Below are 25,612 nucleotides of genomic sequence, written 5' to 3'. Positions count from 1 at the left end.
GCCGTCGCAAAATTGATTTCACGGACCGGCCCAAAAAAAGCAAGAACGGTTCGCAGCCTCCCTCCATCCATTCATTGAATCGAAGGAAACCCGAATGACCCTCTCCAGCTCCAGACACGGCGCCAGGCTTCTCTGCGCCGCCGCAGTGGCCCTCGCGGCCGCCGCCGGCGCCGCCCATGCCGAAACCTATGAAGGCGTCCATCCCCCGACCTCCGCCGAGAGCCGCGCCAATGTGGCCGCCGGGGCCGTGGTGGCCGCGCACACGGGCGATCCCTATGCCACGGGTGCGGATGCCGGCCCGATCTATCCGCCGGTTGCCATGAACAGCCGCGATGCCGTGCGTGCCGAAGCGGTGGCCGCTGCCCGCGCGCCCGACCCGTACGCCGAAGGTGCCTCGTCGGGCACGGCGCCGGTCGTCGCCGGTGCGGTGGACCGCGCGACGGTGCGGGCCGAAGCCTATGCCGCCGCACGCGGCAATGCGCTGCCGCTGTAGTTGCAAGCAACCCGTCCGCAAGGATGCGGGTACGAGAAAGAAGGCCGGGCCTGCGAAAGCGGGCCTGGTTTTTTTGCGCCGATGTAAGGTTGCGGCCCCAAGCACAGATCGAACATGAACAAGAAGATCAGGCTCGCCGCATTCCTCCTTGCCTGCGCATCGGCGATGGCCGCCTCCGCCCAGGAGTGGCCGACGAAGCCCGTGCGCGTGATCGTTCCCGCGCCCGCCGGCAGTTCACTCGACCTGATTGCGCGCACGCTGGCCGACCGGCTGCGGCCCATGTGGAAGCAGCCCATCGTCATCGAGACCCGGGCCGGCGCGGGCGGCCTGATCGGCATGGACGCCGTGGCCAAGGCGCCGAACGACGGCCACACCCTGGGCATCGGCTTCAACGGTCCGATCGCCTTCGGGCCCCACATGTACAGCCGCATGCCGTACGCGCCCGCGCGCGACCTGCTGCCGATCGTGCTCACGACCTCGCAGCCGAACGTGCTGGCCGTGCAGGCCGGCAACCCGGCCAACACGCTGCCTGAGTTCGTGGCGTGGGCGAAGACGCAGGGCCGCCAGTTCAGCTATGCCTCGGTGGGCGCGGGGAGTTCGTCGCACCTGACGATGGAGCTGTTTCGCAGCGTTGCGGGCATCGAGGCGGTGCACGTGCCTTATGCCGGATCGCCGCCCGCGGGCCTCTCGGTGGCAGCCGGCGACACGCAGGCGCTTTTCACCGTGGCACCGGCGCTGCTGCCGCTCATCCAGGGCAAGCGCCTCAAGCTGCTCGCGGTCACGAGCGCGAAGCGCTCCGAGCTCATGAAGGATCTGCCCACGGTGGCGGAGTCGGGCTATCCGGGCTTCGAGTCGCTGGCGTGGAACGGCCTGTTCACCGCGAGCGGCACGCCGCCCGACGTCGTTCGCCGCATCAACGCCGACGTGAACACCGTGCTGCGGGAGCCTGCCGTGCGCGAATTGTTGGCCAGCCAGGGCCTGGTGGCGGGCGGCGGTTCCGCCGAGGAGTTCAGCTCGTTCATCGACAGCGAAGGCCGCAAGTGGGGCGCGATCATCGCCAGGCGCGGCATCCGGCTCGACCAGTGAGATTTCTCGGACGATCTGAAATTCAGATCAATTGATCCGAATTTTCGATTTTACGGATGACGGCGGCCTGCCTAAAGTCCGCCTCGATGAATGCCAATGCACCGCCCCCACTGCTGATCGGCTGCGCGGCCGGCTTTTCCGGCGATCGCACCGATGCGGCCGGGCCGGTGGTTGATACGCTGATCGCGCGGCTTGCCAGCGGCCCGGCGGGGCAGCGCGCTTTCCTGATCTTCGAAACCCTGGCCGAACGCACGCTCGCGCTCGCCCAGCTGCGCCGCCGCGACAACCCTGAGGCCGGCTACGAGCCCTTGCTCGACGCCATGCTGCGGCCCGTGCTGGCGCGCTGCCTCGCGCACGGCATCCGCATCGTGAGCAACTTCGGCGCGGCCAACCCGCGCGCCGCGGCCCGCCACATCGCCCGCATGGCGCGCGAGCTCGGCGCCGACGCGCCGCGCATCGCGGTGGTGGAGGGTGACGACCTTTCCGGCCCCGCGCACCGCGCGCTGCTGCATGAAACGCTGGGCGCGCAGATGGAGGGCCTGCGCATCGTCAGCGCCAATGCCTACATCGGCGCCGAGCCGATTGCCGCCGCGCTCGACGCCGGCGCGCAGATCGTGGTGTGCGGCCGCGTGGCCGATCCTTCTCTTGCGGTCGGCCCGGCCATGTCGCACTTCGGCTGGCGCGCCGACGACTGGCACCGGCTGGGCCGCGCCACCATGGCGGGCCACCTGCTCGAATGCGGCGCGCAGGTGTGCGGCGGCTACTTTGCCGACCCCGGCTACAAGGACGTTCCGGGGCTCGACGCAGTGGGCTTCCCGATTGCCGAGATCGATGCCGACGGCCACTGCACCATCGGCAAGGCCGACGGCACCGGCGGCCTCGTGAGCGAAGCCACCGTGAAGGAGCAACTGCTCTACGAGGTGCACGACCCGAGCGCCTACCTCACGCCCGACGTGGTGGCCGACATCGCCGAAGCCGAGGTGCGCGCGCTGCCCGGCAGGGACCGGGTCGAACTCTCCGGCGTGCGCGGCCATGCGCGGCCGAGCCACTACAAGGTCAACGTCTGCCATGAAGGCGGCTGGCTCGCCGAGGGCGAAATCTCCTATGCGGGACCGCGGGCCGAAGCGCGTGCGCGGCTCGCGGCCGAGGTGCTGCGCCAGCGGCTCGACGGGCTTGCGCTGCGTGTGGACCTGATCGGCGCGCTGAGCATCCTGGGCGACGACGCCGGCCGCATGCTGGCGGACACGCCCGACGCCGGCCTGCGCGACGTGCGCCTGCGCGTGGCAACCACGCATGCGGAGCGCGCCGAGGCCGAGCGCCTGGCGCGCGAGGTCATGGCGCTCTACACCTGCGGGCCTGCGGGCGGCGGCGGTGTGCGCACGGCGCTCACGCCGCGGCTCAACACCCTGTCATGCCTGCTGCCGCGGGAAGCGGTGCCGGTGCGCTTCGAACTGCTCACGCGCCAGCGTGGAGGAAAACTGGCATGAACACGACAGCAGACATGATCGAAGTGCCGCTCTACCGCGCGGCCCACGGCCGCACCGGCGACAAGGGCGACCGCTCCAACATCAGCGTGATCGCCTGGCACGCGGACCTCTACCCGGTGCTGGCCGAGCAGCTCACGCCCGAGCGCGTGTCGATGCAGTTCCGCCACCGCGCACCGGCACGGGTGCAGCGTTTCCTGCTGCCGCGGCTGCATGCGATGAACTTCGTGCTCGATGCCGTGCTCGACGGCGGCGTCAACGATGCACTGAACCTCGATGCGCACGGCAAGGCGCTGTCCTTCCTGTTGCTCGACATGCCCATCCGCGTGCCGCGCGCGCTGGCGCCGCTGCTGGCAGGGCCGTAGCAGCCATCCATTTTTTCCTCAGCCATCCATTCGGAGACAAAACAATGAAACGACGTTCCCTGACCCTTTCGGCCGCCGCGCTGGCACTGGTGCCGCTGCTGGGCCACGCGCAGCCGCAGGCCTTTCCAGAAAAGCCCATCACCTTCGTCGTGCCCTTTGCGGCCGGCACCGCCACCGACCAGATCGCGCGTGCGCTGGGCAACAGCATCACGGCCGAAACGAAGCAGCCCGTCGTGATCGACAACAAGGCCGGCGCCAGCGGCTTCATCGCCTCGCAGCAGGTGGCCAAGGCCGCGGCCGACGGCTACACCGTGCTGATCACCACCAACACCACGCATGCCGCCAACGAGCACCTGTTCAAGAAGCTGCCCTACGACCCTGTGAAGGACTACGTGCCCATCACCGCACTCGGCAAGGGCGGGCAGATCATGGTGGTGAATCCGTCGTTCCCCGCCAAGAGCGTGGCCGAGTTCGTGGCGCTCGCGAAGAAGGAGCCGGGCAAGTACAGCTTCGGCAGCGGCAGTTCGTCCAGCCGCATGGCGGGCGAGCTGCTGCAGCAGATGGCTGACATCAAGCTGCTGCACGTGCCCTACAAGAGCAACACGCTCGCCGTCACCGACCTGCTGGGCGGGCAGATCCACATGATGATCACCGACGCGGCCACCGGCCTGCCGCAGGTCAAGGGCGGCAAGCTGCGCGCGCTGGGCGTTTCGAGCGCGGCGCGTTCGCCGCTCGCGCCCGACGTGCCGACCATTTCGGAGGCCGGCGTGAAGGGCTATGAAATGGGCTACTGGTTCGCCGCCTATGCGCCCGCGAAGACGCCGCCGGCTGTGGTCAAGCGGCTCAACGAACTGTTGGTGAAGGCCGCGAAGAGCGAGTCCGCGAAGACGGCCTTCTACGAACCCACCGGCACCGAGGTGTTCACCACCTCGCCCGAAGAGCTCGCCAGGTTCCAGACGGCCGAGTCGCAGAAGTGGGGCCGCATCGTCAAGGCCGCCGGCATCGAAGCCGAGTAGGGCGCGCGCCGGCCGCAGCGGGGATCGGCGCCGCGCAGACACACAACGAAGGAGACAAACCATGAAACGCTGGAGCCTGTTGGCTGCCACGGTGGCTTCGGCCGCCCTTTTCCTGAGCGCATGCGGCGGAAGCGGTGGTGGAGGAGGCGGTGGCTTCGTGCTGCCGCCGCCGGCCGCAACCACGCCCCCGCCGGCAACTGCCGAAGCGCCGAAGTTCAAGCTCGCCATCTCGAAGACCGAGGACGTTGCGGGCAGCTTCGGCAGCGTCGGCACCTACGAGAAGATCACCGGCACCTTCACGGGCGAGGTCGATCCGAAGGACGCGCGCAACGCCATCATCCAGGACCTGCCGCTCGCGCCGCTCAATGCCAATGGCAAGGTCGAGTACAGCTCCGACTTCGTGCTCTTCAAGCCCAAGGACATGAGCAAGGCCAGCGGCGTGCTGCGCTACGACGCGCCGAACCGCGGCAACATCGTCAACCTCGATCCGTACTTTGCGTCGCGCGGCTACGTGTTCCTCACGGCCGCCTGGCAGGGCGACGTGCCGGCCGCGGCGGGCAAGCTCACGCTCCAGGTGCCCGTGGCCCGGAATGCGGACGGCAGCAGCATCACCGGCACCTACCGGGCCGAGCTGTTGCCCACGGCGGCCACCAACGATTCGCTGCCGCTGCCCGGCGGCCCGTTCAATGCGGCCATGCAGGCCTACGCGACGGCGAGCCTGGACAACACGCAGCCCGGCTACGTGCTCACGCGGCGCATCAACGAAGCCGATGCGCGCCAGCTCATTCCCGCGAGCGACTGGAAGTTTGCCAGGTGCAGCGCCGCCGCACCGTTCCCCGGCACGCCCGACGAGACGAACGTGTGCCTCCGGGACAAATGGGATCCGGCCTACATGTACGAGCTGGTCTACGTCGCGAAGGACCCCAAGGTCATGGGCCTGGGGCTCGCGGCCGTGCGCGACATGATCGCCTTCTTCCATCGCGAGGCGAGCGACGCCGCGGGCACCGCCAACCCGGTGGCGGCCGCCATCAAGAACACCATTGCCTCGGGCGTGTCGCAATGCGGCAACTTCATGAAGACCTTCGTGCACCTCGGCTTCAACCAGGACCTCGCGGGACGCAAGGTGTTCGACGGCGTGTTCGCGCAGATTGCGGCGCGCCAGACCAACATCAACATGCGCTTCGCGATTCCGGGCGGCGGCGGAGGCGTGCGCACCGACCACACGGCCTTCGGCCAGGCCGGCACGCGCGGCCTTTCGAAGGACTACGTGGACGACGTGGCGCAGCGCCGCGGCGGCATCCTGTCGCGCTGCGAGGCGAGCGGCACCTGCCCCAAGCTCTTCATCGGCTTCAGCGGCACGGAGTTCTATGTGCTGCAGGGCTCGCCGCTGCTGACCGACGCCTGGGGCACGGCCGACCTCGTGCAGCCGGACAACGCGCGCATCTACTACTACGCGAGCACGCACCACCTGCTGGGCCTGCCCTCGCTGCCGGGCGCGACCGCGGGGGCGCTCTACGCCACCAACGCGAACGCCGGCGTGGTGCCGGTGGTGCGCGCGCTCTACCAGAACCTGGAGGACTGGGTCGTCAAGGGCACGGCGCCGCCCGACAGCCAGGTGCCCAAGCTGGCCGACGCCACGCTGGTGCGCCCGCAGCAGCTGAAGTTCCCGTCCATTCCGGGCGCGAACTACACGGGCCTGGTCAACACCTATTCGCTGCTCGACTGGGGGCCGAACTACCGGCCGCAGGACGAGAGCGGCATCGCCACGCAGGTGCCGCCCGCCTACCTTGGCCGCGACTACGCCATCCTCGTGCCGCAGGTGGATGCCGACGGCAACGACATCGCGGGCATCCGCAGCCTCGACGTGGCGGTGCCCGTGGGCACCAACACCGGCTGGAACTACACCAGCAAGCCGGGCACCATCGACTTGGCGGGCTTGTTCGGTTCGTACTTTCCCTTTGCGAAGACGGCGGCCGAGCGTTCGGGCAGCGGCGATCCGCGGCCCTCGCTGCAGGAGCGCTACATCGACCAGGCCGGCTACGTCGCGGCCGTGGCCACCGCGGCCAACGACCTGGTCGCCAGGCGCTTCATGCTGCGCGCCGATGCGGATGCGGCCATTGCCAGCGCGGCGGCGAAGCCGGTGCTGCCTTAGCGCGCGTTCCTGCCGGCCGGCGCGGCGTGCACTGCAAAGCCGGCCTCGCCCGGCGCGATGTCGTCGCGCAGGGTGAGCGCAGGGATCTCGTAGTCGCCGGCGTTCTGCGGGCGGAACGGGATCGGCTCGGTGGTTGCCAGCGTGTCGAGCCGGCGGCCCAGCTCTTCGGTGATGCGCGCATAGGCCGCGGCATCGACCTTGCCGGTGCGGTACACCACGAAAGGCGGCAGCACCTCGAAGCCGGGGTAGTAGAGGATGCCGTGGTGGATCGGGAACAGCAGGTCGTCCATCGGGCCGTTGATGCCCCGGGCACTGTAGTGCGAGGCCCAGCCGCCGGTCGTGACCACGAGCATGGCGCGCTTGTCGGCCATCACGCCCTGGCCGAAGCGGTCGCCCCAGTGCCTGTCGGAGTGCTCGCCCACGCCGTAGGCAAAGCCATAGGCGTAGACACGGTCGACCCAGCCCTTGAGGATGGCCGGCATCGTGTACCACCACAGCGGGAACTGGAAGATCACGGTGTCGGCCCAGAGCAGCTTGGCCTGCTCGGCAGCGACTTCCTCGCGCTGGGTGCCGGCCTCGAAGGCGTGCTGGGAATCGGTGATGGGATCGAAGGGCGCGCCGGGTTCGAGGTGCGCGAAGTCGTCGGCCGCCAGCGTGGCCTTCCATTGCATGGCGTACAGGTCGGACACCTGCACTTCGTGCCCGGACTGCACGAGGCGATCCACGATGAACTGCTTCAGAGAGCCGTTGAGCGAGCGGGCTTCGGGGTGGGCATGGACAAGAAGGATTTTCATGGCTGCATGATTCGTCGGATGAACATGCAGGCAGGTTAGGAGTTGCCGAGCTATATTGGAAATGAATATTCGGAATTCCAGGAATAGCGATGGACAATTTCAAGCGGATCGACCTCAACCTGCTGCTGACGCTCGATGTGCTGCTGGCCGAACGCAGCGTGACCCGTGCTGCCGAGCGCCTGAACCTCTCCCAGCCCTCGGTGAGCGTGCAGCTCGCCCGGCTGCGCGAGGTGTTCAACGATCCGCTGCTGGTGCCCGCGCAGCGCGGCATGCGGCCCACCGCGCGGGCCGACGAACTGCGCGAGCCGCTGCGCGAAGCGCTGGAATCATTGGCTCGCGCGGTGGCGCCCACAAAACCTTTCGACCCCGCCGAGGCGACCACCACCTGGCGCGTGGCCGCGGCCGACTATGCCGAATCGGCGATCCTGCTGCCGGCACTCGCCGGTCTTCGTGCGGCCGCGCCCCACACGCGGCTGGCCGTGGTGGAGGCGGTGCCATCGCGCATGGCTCGGCAGCTCGAGCAGGGGGAGATCGACCTGTTCTTCCATACCAGCGTGGGCGCACCGCCCGGGCTGCACCGGCGCGTGCTGTTCCATGAGCGCTACGTGCTGGCCGGACGCAGCGGCCATCCGCGCCTGAAGCGCCGGCCCACGCTGGCGCAGTTCTGCGCGCTGGAGCATGTGGTGGTGTCGTTGGGCGGTGGCGGCTTTGCCGGCCCCACGGACGATGCACTGGCACAGCAGGGGCTCGCGCGGCGGGTGGTGCTGTCGGTGCCGCATTTCCTTTTCATGATGTCGGTGCTGGCCGGCACCGACATGGTCGCGATGCTGCCCGAGCGGCTGGCGCGCGGCGCGCCGGGGCTGCGCGTGGTGGAGGCGCCGCTGGAAGTGCCGGGCTACGAGATGGCGATGCTGTGGCATGAGCGGCGCCATCGCGATCCGGGCCATCGCTGGCTGCGGGAGCGGATTGCGGCGAGCCTCTAGACGCGTGCGGATCCTCGACGGTCCGGATGGCTACTTGCCCCGAAGCTCGAAGAGGCTCTTCATCGCGGGCACTGTCGAAAAGGCATTGGGCCATCCGGCGTAGCAGCAAAGATGCGAGTCGATCTTCGACGCAGCAGCTTCAAGCAGTTCGTTGTCCGTGGCCCCGCCCAGGTGATAGGAGATCCGCGGAAACTGGCCTGCCTTCACGTTCTTGAAGCAGTCCGCATCGCGCAGGACACTCGATGCGGTCGCCATCCTGGGTTTCCCCATGGGGAGCGGCGAGGGCGCCGGTTCGAGATGCGGGATGGATCTTTCCGGAACCGGTCCGACGAGCCCGGGCCGGGCGAGATGCCAGCGCCGACTGTGCTGCCCCTGCTTCGCGGATACATGGGCAAGGTGCTTCTTGACTGTGTTGACACTGATCCCGAGCCGTTCGGCGATCTGCTTGTTGGACATGTCCCGGTGCATCAGCGACAGCACCTCGTCCTCACGCGCGGTCAGCCTGGCTGCAGACGATGTTGCACCGGATGCCGACCGTCCGCCGGCTGCCATCAACCGCAGCACGGCCAGATACAGCGCCTGCAATACCGGATCCGGAAAACCCAAGGCGCCCGCCAGTACGGCATCCAGCGATTGTGCGAGTTGCTCCGCGCCCGCGGCCCACTCGATGCAGCCGCGGGCCTGGATTCGGATCGCTGCATCCAGGCCCTGGGTCGAGGGCCGCTCCCAGCCGAGCAGCCAGTCGGTGGCGGGAAAGTGGCGGCGCAGATCGTCCAATCTGCCGACACCCTCTGGCGAAATCAACGCGATGTCCACGAGCAGCAAACGAGGTGCGTGCTGCCGGCAGCAGGATTCCAGGTCAGAGAGGCTCCTCATTTCCGAGCGCTCGACCCGGTATGTCCGGTCAGCCCGGTGTCTCGATGCCAACAGGCCCAGTCCGCACAGCGTCGATGAGCGGCCTGGGCAGGTTGCGATCAGGACCGAAACATCGGTGTCGAGTACAGGGTGGGGCCCGGGAGGCGGGGTTTCGAGCCGGGCGGGTTGAAAGCAGTGCGCTGTGCGAAGCGCGGGCAACGCGAATGGCGACAGTGCGCGAGCGTCTTGCGTCGATGGCCGCGGATCTACGTTCCACGCAGAAGCCAGCCCCGCAGACGAGCGTGGGACTTGTTCCATGTTTCCCCCGGCATGCGTGTTGAATGCACCTTCAAATTAATGATAAAGCGGTACATGGTTGTCAGGATTGATTCCTGGCGTTGCAAGGTATCGAGATGTATGGCGGGTCAAAGCGCGACGGCCGGCGCCGCGCGTCATCCTTTGGGTGACAACTTTCGACCTATGGACAGTGCGCGGGCCCGCGGTTCAGCATCGTCTCCCCTCTGCCGACAAGTGAACCTGGTCAATTGCCAGTGAACGCAGTTCCTCTCGAGTTGCGCTGTTCTCCGTCGGCCGTATTTTTCCTAATAACAAGGAGCGTTTATGCCGCTGACTTTGACACCCGGTTCGACCGTGACCCTGGACGAATCCGACGGGTTGCAGAACCTTTTTGTTACCCCTGCCCCAACGGAAGACAGTAACGACAATGACACCGCGCTTGCGCTGCCGGCCGCCTTCACCAGCCGCCTGACCACCCAGGGTGCGGGAACCCCGACCAAAGTCGCCTTGAGTGGCTATACCGGGAGCAACACCGGCACCAACGCAATCACGCTCAGCGGGACCGGCGCCTTCTCCGGCATGGCATTCACGGACGCGGGCGGCGCTCCGCTCGCTGGCTTGGACAGCGGCCTCAATACCGCCGACGGCGACGACATCTTCCTGTTCACCGACACGACCAACAACAACGTCGTCTACGGGAAGACCACCGCCGGTGTCGTCGTGTTCGCGGCCTACCTGGAGGAGACGGGAACCCCGGTGACGGGCGCGAAGATCTGGATGGTCCAGTATGAAGCGATATCGAACCCCGATGCGGCCAACCCCGACGATGCAGTCAACCTGCTCAACAAGGTCTTCGTCAGTGTCAGCCAGGATACGGAGTTCAATCTCGAAGGTGCGCCAGCTGGCCAGAACCTGTTCCTGATGTTCACGAAGACCGATCCGACGATCGTGGACGGCCGGATTTCCGACGTGACGATCATCGCGACGGGCAAGGACCCGGCAAACCAGTCCGGGCCCGATCCCATCGACCTCAAGGACGACATCAGCATCACCACCGGTGACACGATCAACACCAGCAAGGCTGGCGGGCCGACCACGTTCGGCACCAACAGCCAGATGATCACCGAGCAGGAGGGCGTCCGCTTCACCTTCGTGACCGGCGCCAGGGCGGACGTCACCATTCCGAACCTGGACCAGAACGAAGCCGACCTGGAGTCGAACATCGACTTCACAGGCATGTTCGGAGCGAGGACTGCCGATTTCGACGTCGTGCAGCTGCAAAGCGGAAAGACTGCCCAGGTCAAGGTCACCGCATACAGCACGGCGGTCGAGTCCGGCAACAGCTTCATCGACGGCTATGCGAACGACACGACGGTTGCGATCACGAGCGTGCGCGTGCTCGACTCCGTCACCGGAGCGGTTCTTGAAAGCTTTTCGGGTGGCGCCGAGGGCGGCGCGAGTTCGACCATCGGCATATCCATCACGGGCGGCGTCGCGACAATCACCGGCGTCAAGGCCGGCTACTCGATCGAATACACGACGTCGGCGGACCACAACCGCGTACTCATCGAAAACGGGGCGGCCACCAATGCCTCGGGCAACACCCACGCGGACTTCGACATCGGCGGCTTCCGGCTGCTGCAGGTTTCCAGTGCGACGGCAGAGGTCGGCTCGCAGATGAACTTCGAGGACGACGGGCCGTCCATCGTGCTGGCGACGCCCACCGACACCGCGCTGGTCAACACGCAGGACGCCGACACCATCGGCGCCGCGACCGACTCCGCCACCACGAACTTCGCAACCGCCTTCGGCACGACGTCGAGCAGCTATGGCGCCGACGGAGCAGGAACCACCAACCCGGCCTTTGCGCTCGGCGTGAAAACGCAAGGTGGCGACTCGGGGCTCAAGAGCGATGGCGCCACCATCTACCTGTATCTGGTGAGCGGCAAGGTCATTGGTTCGACCTCCGCCACCGAAGCCGGAATTCTTGCCACCAACACCATTTTCGACCTGGCCGTGAGCGCAAGCGGCTCGGTGACGCTGCAGCAGTTCGCCGAGATCGACCACGCACTTCCAGGGTCATCGTCGAACTACGCGGACCAGGAGGCCACGATGGCCGACGACCTGGTCACGCTCAGCGATACGGTGACGATCACCGACCAGGACGGCGATACCGCGAGCGACGCCAAGCTGCTCAACATCGGCGCCAACATCAGGTTCGACGACGACGGCCCGTCCGTCGTGCTGGCAGCGCCCACCGACACGGCGCTGGTCAACACGCAGGACGCCGACACCATCGGCGCCGCCACCGACTCCGCCACGCAGGACTTCTCGACCGCCTTCGGCGTGACCTCGAGCAGCTATGGCGCCGACGGGGCGGGCACCACCGCCTCGGCCTTCGCGCTCGGCCTGTCCACGCCGGGCGGCGCGTCCGGACTCACGAGCGACGGCGCGTCCATCAAGCTGTACCTGGTGGGCGGGAGTGTCATCGGTTCGACGGCCGCCACCGCGGGCACCATCACGGCTGGCAACACCATCTTCGACCTGTCCGTGAGCGCAACCGGGTCGGTGACCTTGCGGCAGTTTGCGGAAATCGACCACGCGCTACCGGGCGAGGGGTCCAACTACGCGGCCCAGCAGGCCACGCTGGTCGACACCTTGATCACCCTCACCAACACGGTGACGCTCACCGACGGGGATGGCGACACCGCGACCGATTCCAAGGTGCTCAACATCGGCGCCAACATCAAGTTCGACGACCACGGCCCGACGGTGACCGCCATCTCCGACCTCACCGGCGCGAACGACGCCCAGCCCATTGCCGGAACCTACAACTTCTCCGTGGGCGCGGACGACGTGGACAACGCGTCGACCGACGGCATCGTGCTGACCGGCCTGACCGGAACGACCGCCGGCGGCCGGGCCATCACCGATGCGGCCGTCGCGCACTTTGCGGAAGACGCCACCACGGTCACCTACCACTTCAGCTTCAACTACTACCCCGGGCCCACGTCGACCACCACGCAGGCGGCAACCGGCACGGTCATCTTCAACAAGACGGACGGTACTTACAGCTTCGACCTGGACCAGGTCTTCGGAGGACAAACGACGTTCTCCACGAGTGCGCCGCTGGCCTCCTTCAACTACGACACGGAAGGCAACAATTCGCCCGAGATCGTGGTCCAGCAGTACAGCAGCGACTTCTTCGGCGTGCTGTCCGCGAGGGCGGCCACGCCTCCGAGCGACACCAGCGACCTGGTGTCGGGCAACGATCACGCTTTCACGGTGGGCGAAACCTTCAACAGCGCAAGTGCGGGTTTTGTCAATGTCGCGACCAACACCCTCGGCGTGAACTCCGACACCGTCCAGGCTGGCGAGTTGCTGAACTTCGACTACTACAGGTCGAATCCGGTGAGCAACCCCACTGTGACGAGCCCGCCGCCACGGCCCGATGCGACGATCGTCGGGACGGACAGGGCCTATGCCGACGCGATCAACATCACGATCGACCAGATCACGGATGGCGAAGACGTGGCCGTCCTGCTGAAGTTGGTCAACAAGACGACCGGCACCCCCACGACCACGCTCCTGATCGCCAATTCCGCATCGGACTATCAGTCCGCCGGAGGAGGCATGAAGATCGTCAGCATCGGTGTGGACGACTACGACAGCGCCCACTACCAGATCGCGGGCGTGCAGGTCATGAGCAGCACCGAAGACGTCACCGGCACGGGCGTCAGCCTGAGTACCCACGGCTCGGTGAACCTGACCGCGGCCGGCTCGAACTATGCCGATACGTCGGACAACGACGTGTTCAAGATCATCAAGATCGACGTGATCACATCGACGACCATCAATTCGGACGTGGATCTGAACTTCACAGGCCAGTTGATCGACGGCGACGCCGACTACGCGAACTTCGACTTCGATGTCCACCTTGAGATCGATGGCGTGGCCAACCTGATCGGCACAGCCACCCAGCAGACGGAGGCTGTCTAGCGAGCTCTCGGGCAAGGGGGCGGCAGGAATGCGCCCCCTTGCCACCCGGCCTGTGCCCAGGCGTATCAATTGTCGAACCTGCGAGGTGCCATGAAACCTCAGGAAAAGTCTGGCGAACTGCGCCAGGCGGTGACAGCGCTCAACGCCTACTTCGTACGGGCGGCCTGGTTCAGTGTGTGCTCGGGTCTTCTCTTGCTGGCTCCGAGCGCGTACATGCTCGAGGTGTATGGCCGGGTCGTGAGCAGCCGCAGCCCGCTCACGCTGGCCATGCTGACCTTGCTGGTTCTGGCCGCCTACGGCCTGATGGAAGTGCTCGACTGGGCGCGCGCCGAAGTGATGTACCGGGCCGGGCAGAAGCTCGATCAGAAGCTGCGCAACCGGGTCTTCGCCGCCATTTTCGAAGCCGGTCTCAAGCGCTTGCCGGGCGGCACCGTGCAGCCGCTCAACGACCTTCGCACCTTGCGGGAGTTCCTGTATTCACCGCCGTTGCTGGCGCTGATGGAAGCGCCGGTTGCGCTGGTCTTCATGGGGCTGATGTTTGCCATCAGCCCCGTGCTGGGCTGGTCGGCCGTGGTGGGCTCGCTGTTGCAGGTGTTCGTGGGCTGGCTCAACGACCGGAACACGCGGCCGCCGTTGGTGTCGGCCAATCGATGCGCGATCGAAGCGCAGCAGTACGCGGATGCTGCGCTCCGGAACTCGCAGGTGATCGAGTCGATGGGCATGCTGCGGGACGTCCATCGCCGCTGGATGGGCAAGCGGCGCGATTTCCTGCAGCGCGAGGCCTTGGCCTCGGACAACGCCGGCGCCTACCAGGCCGTCAGCAAGTTCATGCAGGTCACCATGGGTTCCCTGTTGCTCGGCCTGGGTGCCTGGCTGCTGTTGAAGAACCAGCTCAACGGCGACGCTGGAATGATGGTGGTCGGCTCGATCCTGGGCGGCCGGGCCTTGGCGCCGTTGGTGCTGCTGGTGGCGCAATGGCGCATGGTGGTCCACGCGGGCGATGCATGGCAGCGGCTGGGCAGCCTGTTGAGCGCCATCGCGCCGCGGCCCGAGACGATGTCCTTGCCGCCGCCCAAGGGCGCGCTGCAGGTCGAAAGCCTCGTCGCAGGCGCTCCAGGCGGAGGCTCGGCCATCCTGAAGAACGTGGCCTTCAGCCTGTTGCCTGGAGAGGTGCTTGCCGTCGTGGGGCCCTCTGCCGCGGGAAAGACGACACTGGCACGCCTCATCGTCGGACTTTGGCCGGCCGCGAGCGGCAAGGTACGGCTGGACGGCGCGGACGTGTTCGCGTGGGACAAGGCCGAGCTCGGCCCGCACATCGGCTATCTGCCCCAGGACGTGGAGTTGCTCGAAGGCACCCTGGCCGAGAACATTGCGCGCTTTGGGGAGGTGCGGCCTTCGAAGGTCAGGGAAGCCGCGTCGGCCGTCGACCTGCATGCCTACATCACGAGCCTTCCGCTGGGATATGACAGCCCCGTCGGAGCCGATGGCGCGGTGCTGTCGGGCGGGCAGCGGCAGCGGGTTGCATTGGCGCGCGCTCTTTACGGCGAGCCCGCGCTGGTGGTGCTCGACGAACCGAATTCGAGCCTCGACGACGCCGGCGACGCCGCATTGACGGCCGCCATCCTGAAACTCAAGGCGCGCGGCACCACGTTCGTCGTCATGACGCACCGCACCAGCGTGCTGGCGGTGGCCGACAAGATGCTGGTGCTGTGCGATGGCGCGATGCAGGGCTTCGGCGCACGCGACGAGGTATTGGCCGCGCTGCGCAAAGCCGGCGAGCAGGCGATGGACCGCGTGCGCAAGGCGGCAAACGCCGCGAGCGTGGCGCCAGAGGCGAGCCCATAGCCATGAACAAGGCTTCGTTCTTCGACCGCAGCGAACTGGCGCGCGCTCTTTGGGGGTTCCGAAGAGAGTTCCTGCTGGTCGGCTCGCTGAGCTTCCTGGCCAACCTGCTCATGCTCGCGCCGACGCTCTACATGCTGCAGGTATTCGATCGCGTGCTGTCCAGCCAAAGCGAACTGACCTTGCTCGCGCTGTCCTTGATCACGCTGCTCCTCTTCGTGGCGCTGGCCCTGTCGGAATGGCTGCGCTCGCGCCTCCTGGTGCGGGCCAGCCTGCGTTTCGACCGGCAACTGAGCACCCGGGTGTTCAACGGAAGCTTCCAGGCCTATCTCGGCCAGCCGGCCTCCAGCAAGTCCAGGCCCTTCGCAGACCTCAACCAGATCCGCCAGTTTCTCACCGGCCCGGGTGTCTTTGCGCTCTTCGATGCGCCCTGGACGCCGATCTACATCGCGGTGATCTTCTTTCTTCATCCCTGGCTCGGGCTCCTCGCGCTGGGGTTCGCGCTGGTCCAGGCGGCACTGGCCTGGTTCGGACAGAGGCAGACCGTCGCGCCATCGGAAGAGGTCCTGAAAGCCGCGGGCGAGACGATGGGCGACCTGCAGAGCAAGCTTCGAAACATCGAGGTGCTCGAATCGATGGGCATGGTCGCCAATCTGCAGAAGCGCTGGAATCGCCAGCATGCGGCCTTCATGGACAAGGGCGCCCTGGCGCAGGGCTTCATCAACCGCGTTGCCGGCTGGAGCAAATTCATACGCTACAGCCAGCAGTCGCTCGCATTGGGGGCAGGCGCGCTGCTGGTGATCGATGGCCAGTTGTCGCCAGGTGCCATGATTGCGGCGAACGTGCTGATGAGCCGCGCACTGGCGCCGATCGACCAGCTGGTCGGCACGTGGCGTGGCTTTGTCTCTTGCCGCAGCGCATTCCAGCGCCTCGAAAGACTGCTGGACGAATTCCCCGAGCGGGACCGTGTCCCTTCCCGGGCCGGACCGACCGGCACCATCAGCTTGCAAGCTGTCTCTGCGGGGGCGGCGGGGCGAGCGACACCGATCCTCAAGAATATTTCGTTTGTGGTTCCCGCAGGAACCGTGGTCGCGGTGCTGGGCCCCTCGGGCTCGGGCAAGTCGACGCTGGCAAAGGTGATGGTGGGCATCTGGGGCGCATCTTCCGGCTCGGTACTGCTCGACGGGGTGCCGATCGGTGGCTGGAACCGCCAGGAGCTGGGGCCGCATATCGGCTATCTGCCGCAGGACGTGGAGCTGTTCGGCGGCACCATTGCGGAAAACATCGCGCGGCTCGGCGAGACCGACTCGCGCAAGGTGATCGAGGCCGCAAGCAGCGCCGGCATGCACGAGACGATCCTGCGTTTCCCCAAAGGCTACGACACCCCCATCGGCGACGCGGGCAGCCTGCTTTCCGGCGGGCAGAGGCAGCGCATCGGGCTGGCGCGTGCGATCTATGGCGACCCTTCGCTCATTGTCCTGGATGAGCCGAATGCCAACCTCGACGACGCCGGGGAGGCCGCACTGGTGTGCGCCATACGGCAGTTGAAGGCCAAGGGAAAAACGGTGTTCCTGGTGACGCATCGCCAAGGCGCGGTTTCCGTGGCCGACCGCCTCATGGTCCTGAGCGATGGCGTGCTGGCCGCAGACGGGCCGCGCGATGCCGTGCTCGCGTCTTTTCGTCGCCCGCAGCCTGCGGTGCGAACGGCGGCCCTGGTAGTGCAGTCGGCTTGAGCCGGCGCCTTCCTCCAGCCATCGATTCATCTCCGGGAGCTTCAAATGGCCAAACCGAATCTTCTCAGGGACGTCACTTCCAAGCCCGCGCCGTACGAGGACAACGACCCGTCGCAGTACGATGCAAATGGCCTCAGGAACGAGTTCGGCCGTGCAGGGCGCATCGGCGCGTGGGCACTGGCTGCCGGATTCGGCGGCTTTCTGCTGTGGGCTGCATTTGCGCCGCTGGACGAGGGCGTGCCGAGCCAGGGGCAGGTGGCCATCGACACCAAGCGCAAGGCTGTCCAGCACCAGATCGGCGGCATCCTCAAGGAGGTGCGGGTGGGCGAGGGCGATCAGGTCCAGGAGGGCCAGTTGCTGTTCAAGCTCGACGACGCCGCGGCCCGGGCGAGCTTCGAGACCGTGCGGCAGCGGTATCTGGGCTTTCGCGCCATACAGAGCCGGCTGCTGGCGGAACAGGCCGGCCAGAACACCATCGACTTTCATCCGGACCTGCAGGCGGCGGCCTCGGACCCGCTGATCCGGCAGCAGATGTTCAACCAGGAGCAACTGCTCAGGTCACGCCGTGCCGCCTTGCGCGCCGACCTGCAATCGATCGAGGAGAACATCCAGGGCCAGCAAGAGCTGTCGCAAGCCTACTCAAGCATGTTGGGCAGCCGCCGAACCCAGCTGTCGCTTCTCAACGAAGAACTGGGCCAGACGCGCAAGATGGTCGGCGAAGGCTTTGCCCCGCGCAATCGCCAGCTGGAGATGGAACGCCAGGTTGCGGAATCGAACACCGCCATCGCCGAACTCATCGGCAACATGGGCCGGGCGCGGCGATCGATCGCGGAGCTTCGCCAGCGTGCCATTGCGAGGCAGCAGGAGTACCACAAGGAGGTGGAAACCCAGCAGGCCGAAGTCAGCCGCGAAGTGCTTGGAGATTTCGAGAAGTTCGTCGCCTTGCGCGATGAGCTGGGCCGCACCGAGATCCGCTCGCCCGCTTCGGGCCAGGTGGTGGCGCTGGTGGCGCAGACCGTTGGCGGCGTGGTCGCGCCGGGGCAAAAGCTGATGGACGTGGTTCCTGCCAACGAGCCCTTGCTGCTCGAGACCCGGGTGCCGCCTCACCTGATCGACCGCATCCGCGCCGGCATACCGGTGGATGTGCGCTTCTCGAGCTTTGCCCATTCTCCGCAGCTCGTGGTGCAGGGCAGGCTGGTTTCGGTCTCCGGCGACTTGTTGACCGACCCGCAGACCAACGCGAGCTACTTTCTTGCACGGGTGGCCGTGACGCAGGAGGGCCTGAAGAAGCTCGGCAAGCGTTCGCTGCAGCCGGGCATGCCGGTCGAGGTGGTCTTCAAGACGGGGGAACGCTCGCTGCTCGTCTACCTCTTGCATCCGCTCACCAAGCGCATCGCCGCCTCGATGACGGAAGAATGAAGGTGAAGAAGCACCTGCTGGCGTTCGCTGCTGCCGCCGGCCTTCTCTGCGGGCCGGCCTGGTCGCTCGACTTGTCGCAGGCCTATGGGGAAGCACTGGCACAGGACTCGACGATCCGCGCGGTTCGGGCGGCCACGGACGCCCGGCGCGAACGCCTGCCGCAGGCCCGCGCGCAACTGCTTCCCAATTTGTCGGCGAGCGTCTCGCGCTACCGGAACTGGCTGGAAAGAACGTCGCCGGATGCCTCCGGGCAACTCGTCACGGCCAACCTGCGCTACACCAGCAGCAGCGAGGCGCTGACCTTGAGGCAACCCCTCTTCCGCATGTACCAGATGGCCGACTACCGCCAGGCGCAGGCCCAGGTCGACGATGCCGAGGCAACGCTCGAACGCGAAACGCAGAACGTCGGCGTTCGGGTGAGCGGCGCCTATTTCGAGGCGCTCCTGGCCGAGGAACATCTTGCGCTGGTGCTGGCGCAAAAGACCGCCTACACGACCCAGTTCGATGCCGCGCAGAAGCGGCTTGGCGCAGGGTTCGGCACGCGCACCGACATCGACGAAGCACGTGCGGCGCTGGACCTCAACCTGGCGCAGGAACTCGAGGCACGCCAGAACCTGGACTTCACGCGCAGGCAGATCCAGAGCCTGGTCAATCGCCCTATCGACAGGCTGGCGCCGCTGGATTCGTCCAGGATGCGGCTCGTTCGGCCGTCGCCCGACCGGCTGGAAGACTGGGTCGAACAGGCCGAGATCAACAGCCCGGAACTCCAGTCGCTCGTCGCGCAGGTGGAAGCGGCCAGATACGAGTTGGAGAAGGCACAAGCCGGCCACTACCCGACCCTGGACGCCATTGCCCAGTGGTCCCGCAACGACAGCGACACGATCAACAACATCAAGACCCGCTACAGCAACAAGTCCATCGGCTTGCAGCTCAGCATTCCTCTTTATTCGGGCGGCCATGTGAGTTCGACCGTGAGGCAGGCAATCGCAGGGCAGCAGCGTGCGGAAGAGGCGCTCGAGGCCCTGCGCCGCGACCTGGGGGTACGGCTGCATCGGGAGTTTCGCGGCGTGACGGAAGGCGTATTGAGGGTCAGGGCCCTCGAACAGGCAGTGCGTTCCGCAGAGCAGGTCGTCATCTCGAATCGCCGCTCGTTCGAGGCCGGCAGCCGCACCTTGCCCGACGTGCTGAACGCAGAGCAGCAGAAGGTCTCCGCCCAGCGTGACCTGGCGCAGGCCCGCTTCGTCTACCTGATGTCGCGGATACGCTTGCAGGCGCTCGCGGGCGGTGCCAAAGCCGAGGTCATCGACGAGGTCAACGGCTGGCTCGTACGCTGACGCCTGCAGCAATCCGGCCCCGCGTGCGCGCCCCGGCCGCCTCAGATGACGGGCACGCTGGTCTCTTTCAGCACGCGCAGCACGAAGTGCGACTTGCTGTGGCGGATGCCCGGGATCTTGTAGAGCTTTTCGCGCAGCAGCCGTTCGTAGTCGCGCGTGTCGCGCACCGCGATGCGGATGTAGTAGTCGTAGTCGCCCGACACCAGGTAGGCCTCCTGGATCTCCGGAATGGTCGCGAGCACGCGGCCGAAGTCGTAGAGCGTTTCGTCGGTGTGGCTTTCGAGCGTGACCTGAACGATCACCGAGTCGTGGTAGCCGAGCTTGGCCGGGTCCACGTCGATGGTGTAGCGCTTGATCACCCCGTGGGCCTCGAGCTTCTTGATGCGCGTCCAGCAGCTGGTGGGCGACAGGCCGACCTCGCTGCCGATCTCCTGCAGGGTCTTGCGCGAGTCGAGCAGCAGCACCCGCAGGATCGCCATGTCGATCTTGTCGAAAGATCCTTCTTCGTTGGAGGCTGTTTTCCGAAGGGTTTTCATGAATTGGACCGAAAGAGCCAAAAGAAAGAAGCAAATTCTGCATCAGAACCGGAAGAATCGACGGCATGCGACTGCTCGACCTTCCCCTTCCGTCCTCCCTGGCCCTCCACGCCGCGGCCCATGAGGCTCCCAATCCCGCCGCGCGCGTGCGCAACGGCGCTGAGGCCCTGCTCGACACGCTGGTCGCGTGCGGCGTCGACACCATCTTCGGCTACCCGGGCGGCGCCGCGCTGCCGCTGTATGACGCGCTGCACGGCGAACCGCGGCTGCGCCATGTGCTGGTGCGCCATGAGCAGGCCGCAGTGCATGCGGCCGAGGGCTATGCGCGCAGCACGGGGCGCGTGGGCGTGGTGCTGGTCACCTCGGGGCCGGGCGTGGGCAACACCATCACGGGGCTGCTCGACGCCCTGAGCGATTCGGTGCCGGTGCTCTGCATCAGCGGGCAGGTCGCGACGGCGGTGATCGGCACGCAGGCCTTCCAGGAGAGCGATGCGCTGGGCATGTCTCGCCCTGTCACCAAGTGGAACCAGCAGGTGCGGGCGGCGGACGATGTGCCGGCGCTGGTGCGCCGCGCGCTCGAGATCGCTGCCTCGGGCCGGCCGGGGCCGGTGCTGCTCGACGTGCCGAAGGACATCCAGCTCGCGCGCCTCGCACACGGCACCGCGTCGAGGCCGCTGCGCGCGTTGCGCACGGGCAGGGCGGCGCTGCCGCCGAAGGCGATGCTGCAGCGCGCAGCCGACCTGCTCTCCACCGCACGGCGGCCTGTGCTCTATGGCGGCGGCGGGCTGATCAACTCGGGGCCGGCCGCCTGCGAGGCTTTCGCGCAGCTGGTGCAGCGCCTGCATGCACCGTGCACGCTCACGCTGATGGGGCTCGGCGCCTTCCCCGCGTCCGATCCGAAATTCATCGGCATGCTGGGCATGCACGGCATGCTCGAAGCCAACCTTGCAATGCACGAGGCCGACCTGGTGGTGTGCGTCGGTGCGCGCTTCGACGACCGCGTGACGGGCAAGTTCGACGAGTTCTGCCCGCACGCGCGCAAGATCCACATCGACATCGACCCCGGCAGCATCAACAAGGTGGTGAAGGTCGATGTGCCCATGGTGGGCGACTGCGCCGCGATCCTCGAGGCCGTGCTCGCGCTGCTGCCGGCCGAAGGCCTTGCGCCCGGGCGGCTTGCACCCTGGTGGGAACGCATCCAGCGCTGGCGCGCCGAGCAGTGCCTGCGCTTTGCGCCGCGCGGCGATGCGATCCTGCCGCAGCAGCTGATGGCGTCGCTGCAGCGCGCCATCGCGGGGCGCGACGCGATCGTGTCCACCGACGTGGGCCAGCACCAGATGTGGGCCGCGCAGTACCTGCGCTTCGACCGCCCGCGCCGCTGGCTCACCTCGGGCGGCGCCGGCACCATGGGCTATGGGCTGCCCGCGGCCATCGGCGCCCAGATCGGCCACCCCGATGCGCTCACAGTCTGCGTGAGCGGCGATGCCTCGGTGCTCATGAACATCCAGGAGCTTTCGACCGCCGTGCAGCATCGCGCGCCGGTGAAGCTGGTGCTGTGCAACAACGGCTACATGGGCATGGTGCGGCAGTGGCAGGAGCTCAACCATGGCAACCGGCTGAGCCACAGCTGGAACGAGGCGCTGCCCGACTTCGTGGCGCTGGCCAAGGCCTTCGGCTGGGGAGCGCGCCGCGTGTCGGACCCGGCCGCGCTTGAGGCTGCGCTGGCCGAATGCCTGGCCAGCGAAGGCCCGTTCTTCCTCGACGTGCAGGTCGCGGCGCAGGAGAACTGCTTTCCGATGATGCCGGCCGGGTGTGGGCACCACCGGGTGATGCTCTCGAAGGACCGGTGGTACGAAGAGGCCTGAGGTACGCTCAGGACTTGATGAACGCCAGCAGGTCGGCGTTGAACTTGTCCTTGTGCGTGTCGGTCAGGCCGTGCGGCGCGCCGGGGTAGACGATGAGCTTGCTGTTCTTCACCAGCTTGGCTGAGGCCAGGCCCGAGGCGCCGATCGGCACGATCTGGTCGTCGTCGCCGTGGATGATGAGCGTGGGCACGTCGAACTTCTTCAGGTCTTCGGTGAAGTCGGTTTCCGAGAACGCCTTGATCGAGTCATAGGTGTTCTTGTGGCCGCCGAGCATGCCCTGCGCCCACCACGAGTCGATCAGTCCCTGCGAGACCTTGGCGCCCGGCCGGTTGAAGCCGAAGAAGGGGCCCGAGGGCACATCTTTATAGAACTGCGAGCGGTTGGCGAGCTGCGCTGCGCGCAGGCCGTCGAACACTTCCATCGGCAGCCCGCCGGGGTTGGCGGCCGTCTTCAGCATCTGCGGCGGCACGGCCGAGATCAGCGCAGCCTTGGCCACGCGCTTGGTGCCGTGGCGGCCGATGTAGCGCGCCACCTCGCCGCCGCCCGTCGAGAAGCCGACCAGCACGACGTTCTTCAGATCCAGCGTTTCGATCACCGTCGCCAGGTCGTCGGCATAGGTGTCCATGTCGTTGCCGTTCCAGGGCTGGCTCGAGCGGCCGTGGCCGCGGCGGTCATGCGCCACGGCGCGGTAGCCCTGCGATGCCAGGAACAGCATCTGCGATTCCCAGCTGTCGGAGTTGAGCGGCCAGCCGTGGCTGAACACGACAGGCTGGCCGGAACCCCAGTCCTTGAAGTAAAGCTGGGTGCCGTCCTTGGTCACGATGGTGTTGCTCATGGTCTGCTTTCCTTTCGAAGAGGCGTGAACCGCGCCGGCTTTCGGCGCGGCGGTGGAAGCGGCGGATGCCGCCCTGGAGAAGCCGGTCGCCACGAGGGCTCCGGCTGCAATGGACGCGCCGCCGGCCAGCAGGCTGCGGCGAGTCGGGGTGGCGGTGAGATTCTTGCTGTTTGCGGACATGGTGCGTTCCTTTTTTGACGTCTTGGTTGATGCGGATTAGAACTATCGTTCGTATTAATATCGCGTGCGATGTAAAGGGGAAAAAGAAGCAGGAAGGCGGATGCGGCAGGCCATCACGCGTTCCTGTCGAGGTTGGAACGCAACGTTCGCAACTGCGAGCGCAGCTTGACGATGTCCTTTGGCGGCAACTCCATGGCCTGCGCGACGCATGAAGGAAGAGCCTTGGCCTTGCCGCGAAGCGCGCGGCCTTCGGCGGTGAGCGACACGATCACCTGCCGTTCGTCCGTTGCCGACCGCACGCGCTGGATGAGGCCGCGCGCTTCGAGCCGCTTGAGAAGCGGGGTGAGGGTGGTCGTTTCGAGCGCGAGCCGCGTGCAGATTTCAGATACGTTGACGCCGTCCTGTTCCCACAGCACGAGCATGACGAGGTATTGGAGGTACGTCAGGTCCAGGTCGCGCAGCAGCCCGCGGTACACCTTGTTGAGGCTCAGCATCGTCGAATAGAGCGCGAAGCAGAGTTGCTCGTCCAGCGCCAGCGAATAGCCCTCGGGGGCATCGACGGACTTGGGGGGGAGTTGCTTGGAAGGCATGGGCCGGATGATATATCGCATGCGATCCAATTGCAAGCGATAGGCCGGCAGGTGCCCGATGGGCAACTCCCGTGTTTGTACATCTGGCGCAGGCCAGATGGGAAAGGGGGACGGCATTCCTGCCGCCCCTTGTTCCAGAGCGCGCTACGCGATCGCTTCTGGCTGGTTGGTTGTGGCGATCAGGTTGGCGATGCCATCGATCTCCAAGTGGACGTCGAAGTCGAAGTTCGCGTAGTCGGCATCGCCGTCGACCAGCTGGCCTGCAAAGTTCAGGTCCACGTCCGAGTTGATGGTGGTTTGTGTGATCACATCGATCTTGATGATCTTGAACACGTCATTGTCCGACGTATCGGCATAGTTCATTCCGGCCGCGGTCAAGTTCACCGTGTCGTGGGTACTCAGGCTGATGCCCGTGCCGGTAAGGTCCTCGGTGCTGCTCAGGACCTGCACGCCCGCGATCTGGTAGGTGGCGCTGTCGTAGTCGTCCTCGCCGATGCTGACGATCTTCGTGCCTCCTCCGGCCGATTGATAGTCCGTCGCAGAGTTGGCGATCAGCAGCCGGGTCGTGGTGGTGTTGGTTGATGCATCGAACAACTTCAGCAGGATCGCCACGTCTTCGCCGTCCGTGATCTGATCGATCGTGATGTTGATTGCGTCAGCATAGGCCTTGTCCGTACCCACAATGGCCGCGCCAGGCCGTTGCGGCGGACTCGTCGAAGTGGGGTTGCTCACTGGATTCGACCTGTAGAAGTCGAAGTTCAGCAACTCGCCAGCCTGGACGGTGTCGGAGTTGACCCCAAGGGTGTTGGTTGCGACATTGACGAAAGCCTTACTCTCGCTGGTGAAGATTTCGCCCGTCGCAAACGCGTGATCGTTGCCCGACATCAAGTCGCCGGTGTCGCTTGGAGGCCTGGCGGAACTGGCGGACAGCACGCCGAAGAAGTCGCTGCTGTACTGCTGGACCACGATCTCCGGCGAGTTGTTGCCTTCGGTGTCGTAGTTGAAGGAGGCCAGCGGCGCACTCGTGGAGAACGTCGTTTGTCCACCGATGAGCTGGTCCAGATCAAAGGCGAAGGTACCGTCCGTCTTGTTGAAGACGACCGTGCCGGTTGCCGCCTGCGTGGTGGTCGACGTGGGCCCGGGGTAGTAGTTGAAGCTGAAGTTGTAGGTAACCGTCGTGGCGTCTTCGGCAAAGTGCGAGACGACGGCATCGGTGATGGGCCGCCCGCCGCCGGTCGTGCCGGTCAAGGTGTTCAGCACGATGCCGTCGGTCGACGCGTTGTCCACGTCGTCGGCGCCCACGAAGAAGTTGTACGTTCCGGCAATGGGCAGGCCGTCGTTCGCTCCGGTGAGGTCGGAGATGGCGGTCACCGTCGGGCCGTCGTCGTCGAAGCGGATGTTGGCACCGATGTTGAGCACCTCGGAATCGGTCGCGGTGTCGCCATCCCCGTCGGTGACCGTCACCGTGTTGGTCAGGGTGATCAGCGTGTCGGCCAGCGTGGCCTCCTGGTCCGCGTAGTTGGACGAATCACCCGGCAGCGCATGATCGATCTCGGCGAACTGCTGCAGCGTCACCGAGCCGGCGGCGCTCACGGACAGGTCGAAGATGGTGTTGCCCGCCGTGATGCCGGCCTCGCTGGCAGAAGTCGAACCGATGACCTTGCCGGCCACCAGGTACAGGTAGATGGTGGCGCCATCGCTCTTGAGCCCGGAGTCGCCGCCTTGCGTGGCTACGCCGAGCGCAAAGCTCGAGG

The 25,612-nt window shown here is 66.4% G+C and carries 18 protein-coding genes and 1 pseudogene; 13 read left to right on the top strand and 6 right to left on the bottom strand.

Annotated features, from left to right (window positions below; genetic code table 11):
• Nucleotides 1-94: 94 nt before the first annotated feature.
• From IB278_RS03795 to IB278_RS03770, 6 genes are all read left to right on the top strand, one after another.
• Nucleotides 95-493 carry a helicase SNF2 gene (locus IB278_RS03795; protein WP_192322666.1) on the top strand — a complete coding sequence of 133 codons (399 nt, stop codon included), beginning with the start codon at nucleotides 95-97 and terminating at the stop codon, nucleotides 491-493.
• 114 nt (nucleotides 494-607) lie between these two features.
• Nucleotides 608-1,579: a Bug family tripartite tricarboxylate transporter substrate binding protein gene (locus IB278_RS03790; protein WP_192322665.1), complete on the top strand. Its 972-nt coding sequence runs from the start codon at nucleotides 608-610 to the stop codon at nucleotides 1,577-1,579.
• 86 nt (nucleotides 1,580-1,665) lie between these two features.
• Nucleotides 1,666-3,066, top strand: coding sequence for an acyclic terpene utilization AtuA family protein (locus IB278_RS03785; RefSeq protein ID WP_192322664.1), 1,401 nt, complete (start codon nucleotides 1,666-1,668; stop codon nucleotides 3,064-3,066).
• Entirely contained in the window at nucleotides 3,063-3,428 is a 366-nt protein-coding gene (locus IB278_RS03780; RefSeq protein WP_145743275.1) for a hypothetical protein, read from the top strand. The genes IB278_RS03785 and IB278_RS03780 overlap by 4 nt, the downstream gene beginning before the upstream one ends.
• A gap of 44 nt (nucleotides 3,429-3,472) precedes the next feature.
• The gene (locus IB278_RS03775; protein ID WP_192322663.1) at nucleotides 3,473-4,444 is read left to right on the top strand and encodes a Bug family tripartite tricarboxylate transporter substrate binding protein; all 972 of its coding nucleotides are present in this window, start codon (nucleotides 3,473-3,475) and stop codon (nucleotides 4,442-4,444) included.
• Nucleotides 4,445-4,505: 61 nt separating this feature from the next.
• Nucleotides 4,506-6,596 (top strand): alpha/beta hydrolase domain-containing protein, encoded by a 2,091-nt coding sequence (locus IB278_RS03770; protein ID WP_192322662.1) that lies wholly within the window; start codon nucleotides 4,506-4,508, stop codon nucleotides 6,594-6,596.
• On the opposite strand, the gene IB278_RS03765 is transcribed toward IB278_RS03770, so the two are convergent.
• The gene (locus IB278_RS03765; RefSeq protein ID WP_192322661.1) at nucleotides 6,593-7,390 is read right to left on the bottom strand and encodes an NAD(P)H-dependent oxidoreductase; all 798 of its coding nucleotides are present in this window, start codon (nucleotides 7,388-7,390) and stop codon (nucleotides 6,593-6,595) included. The two genes, IB278_RS03770 and IB278_RS03765, sit on opposite strands and share 4 nt — an antisense overlap.
• 89 nt (nucleotides 7,391-7,479) lie before the next feature.
• Here IB278_RS03765 and IB278_RS03760 point away from each other — a divergent pair, with 89 nt between their 5' ends.
• The gene (locus tag IB278_RS03760) at nucleotides 7,480-8,373 is read left to right on the top strand and encodes a LysR family transcriptional regulator (RefSeq protein ID WP_192322660.1); all 894 of its coding nucleotides are present in this window, start codon (nucleotides 7,480-7,482) and stop codon (nucleotides 8,371-8,373) included.
• 30 nt (nucleotides 8,374-8,403) lie between these two features.
• Here IB278_RS03760 and IB278_RS03755 read toward each other — a convergent pair whose 3' ends face one another.
• A complete protein-coding gene (locus tag IB278_RS03755) occupies nucleotides 8,404-9,189 on the bottom strand; it encodes a LuxR C-terminal-related transcriptional regulator (RefSeq protein ID WP_318646673.1) in 786 nt (261 codons plus the stop codon).
• A 660-nt stretch (nucleotides 9,190-9,849) separates the two neighbouring features.
• Here IB278_RS03755 and IB278_RS03750 point away from each other — a divergent pair.
• From IB278_RS03750 to IB278_RS03730, 5 genes are all read left to right on the top strand, one after another.
• Nucleotides 9,850-13,524 (top strand): DUF5801 repeats-in-toxin domain-containing protein, encoded by a 3,675-nt coding sequence (locus tag IB278_RS03750; protein ID WP_192322658.1) that lies wholly within the window; start codon nucleotides 9,850-9,852, stop codon nucleotides 13,522-13,524.
• A gap of 90 nt (nucleotides 13,525-13,614) precedes the next feature.
• Nucleotides 13,615-15,369 carry a type I secretion system permease/ATPase gene (locus IB278_RS03745; protein WP_192322657.1) on the top strand — a complete coding sequence of 585 codons (1,755 nt, stop codon included), beginning with the start codon at nucleotides 13,615-13,617 and terminating at the stop codon, nucleotides 15,367-15,369.
• Between the two features lie 2 nt (nucleotides 15,370-15,371).
• The gene (locus tag IB278_RS03740; RefSeq protein ID WP_192322656.1) at nucleotides 15,372-17,099 is read left to right on the top strand and encodes a type I secretion system permease/ATPase; all 1,728 of its coding nucleotides are present in this window, start codon (nucleotides 15,372-15,374) and stop codon (nucleotides 17,097-17,099) included.
• A gap of 45 nt (nucleotides 17,100-17,144) precedes the next feature.
• On the top strand, nucleotides 17,145-18,518 hold the full coding sequence (locus IB278_RS03735; RefSeq protein ID WP_192322655.1) for an HlyD family type I secretion periplasmic adaptor subunit: 1,374 nt from the start codon (nucleotides 17,145-17,147) through the stop codon (nucleotides 18,516-18,518).
• Complete coding sequence (locus tag IB278_RS03730; RefSeq protein WP_192322654.1) at nucleotides 18,515-19,852, top strand: TolC family outer membrane protein; 1,338 nt, start codon at nucleotides 18,515-18,517, stop codon at nucleotides 19,850-19,852. The genes IB278_RS03735 and IB278_RS03730 overlap by 4 nt, the downstream gene beginning before the upstream one ends.
• 41 nt (nucleotides 19,853-19,893) lie before the next feature.
• Here IB278_RS03730 and IB278_RS03725 read toward each other — a convergent pair whose 3' ends face one another.
• On the bottom strand, nucleotides 19,894-20,388 hold the full coding sequence (locus IB278_RS03725) for an Lrp/AsnC family transcriptional regulator (protein WP_209535244.1): 495 nt from the start codon (nucleotides 20,386-20,388) through the stop codon (nucleotides 19,894-19,896).
• A gap of 65 nt (nucleotides 20,389-20,453) precedes the next feature.
• Here IB278_RS03725 and ilvB point away from each other — a divergent pair, with 65 nt between their 5' ends.
• The gene (gene ilvB / locus IB278_RS03720; protein ID WP_192322653.1) at nucleotides 20,454-22,253 is read left to right on the top strand and encodes a biosynthetic-type acetolactate synthase large subunit; all 1,800 of its coding nucleotides are present in this window, start codon (nucleotides 20,454-20,456) and stop codon (nucleotides 22,251-22,253) included.
• A gap of 7 nt (nucleotides 22,254-22,260) precedes the next feature.
• Here the strand turns inward: ilvB and IB278_RS03715 are convergent, their stop codons facing one another.
• From IB278_RS03715 to IB278_RS03705, 3 genes and pseudogenes are all read right to left on the bottom strand, one after another.
• A complete protein-coding gene (locus tag IB278_RS03715; RefSeq protein WP_192322652.1) occupies nucleotides 22,261-23,268 on the bottom strand; it encodes an alpha/beta fold hydrolase in 1,008 nt (335 codons plus the stop codon).
• Nucleotides 23,269-23,381: 113 nt separating this feature from the next.
• The gene (locus tag IB278_RS03710; RefSeq protein ID WP_192322651.1) at nucleotides 23,382-23,858 is read right to left on the bottom strand and encodes a MarR family winged helix-turn-helix transcriptional regulator; all 477 of its coding nucleotides are present in this window, start codon (nucleotides 23,856-23,858) and stop codon (nucleotides 23,382-23,384) included.
• A 144-nt stretch (nucleotides 23,859-24,002) separates the two neighbouring features.
• Nucleotides 24,003-25,612, bottom strand: a pseudogene (locus IB278_RS03705) (hypothetical protein); the annotation flags it as partial.

The organism is Variovorax sp. VRV01, from assembly GCF_014852545.1.
GTDB lineage: Bacteria > Pseudomonadota > Gammaproteobacteria > Burkholderiales > Burkholderiaceae_C > Variovorax > Variovorax beijingensis_A.
The sequence above is the reverse complement of the archived record's forward strand: the minus strand, read 5'-3'. Positions and strand labels throughout refer to the sequence as shown.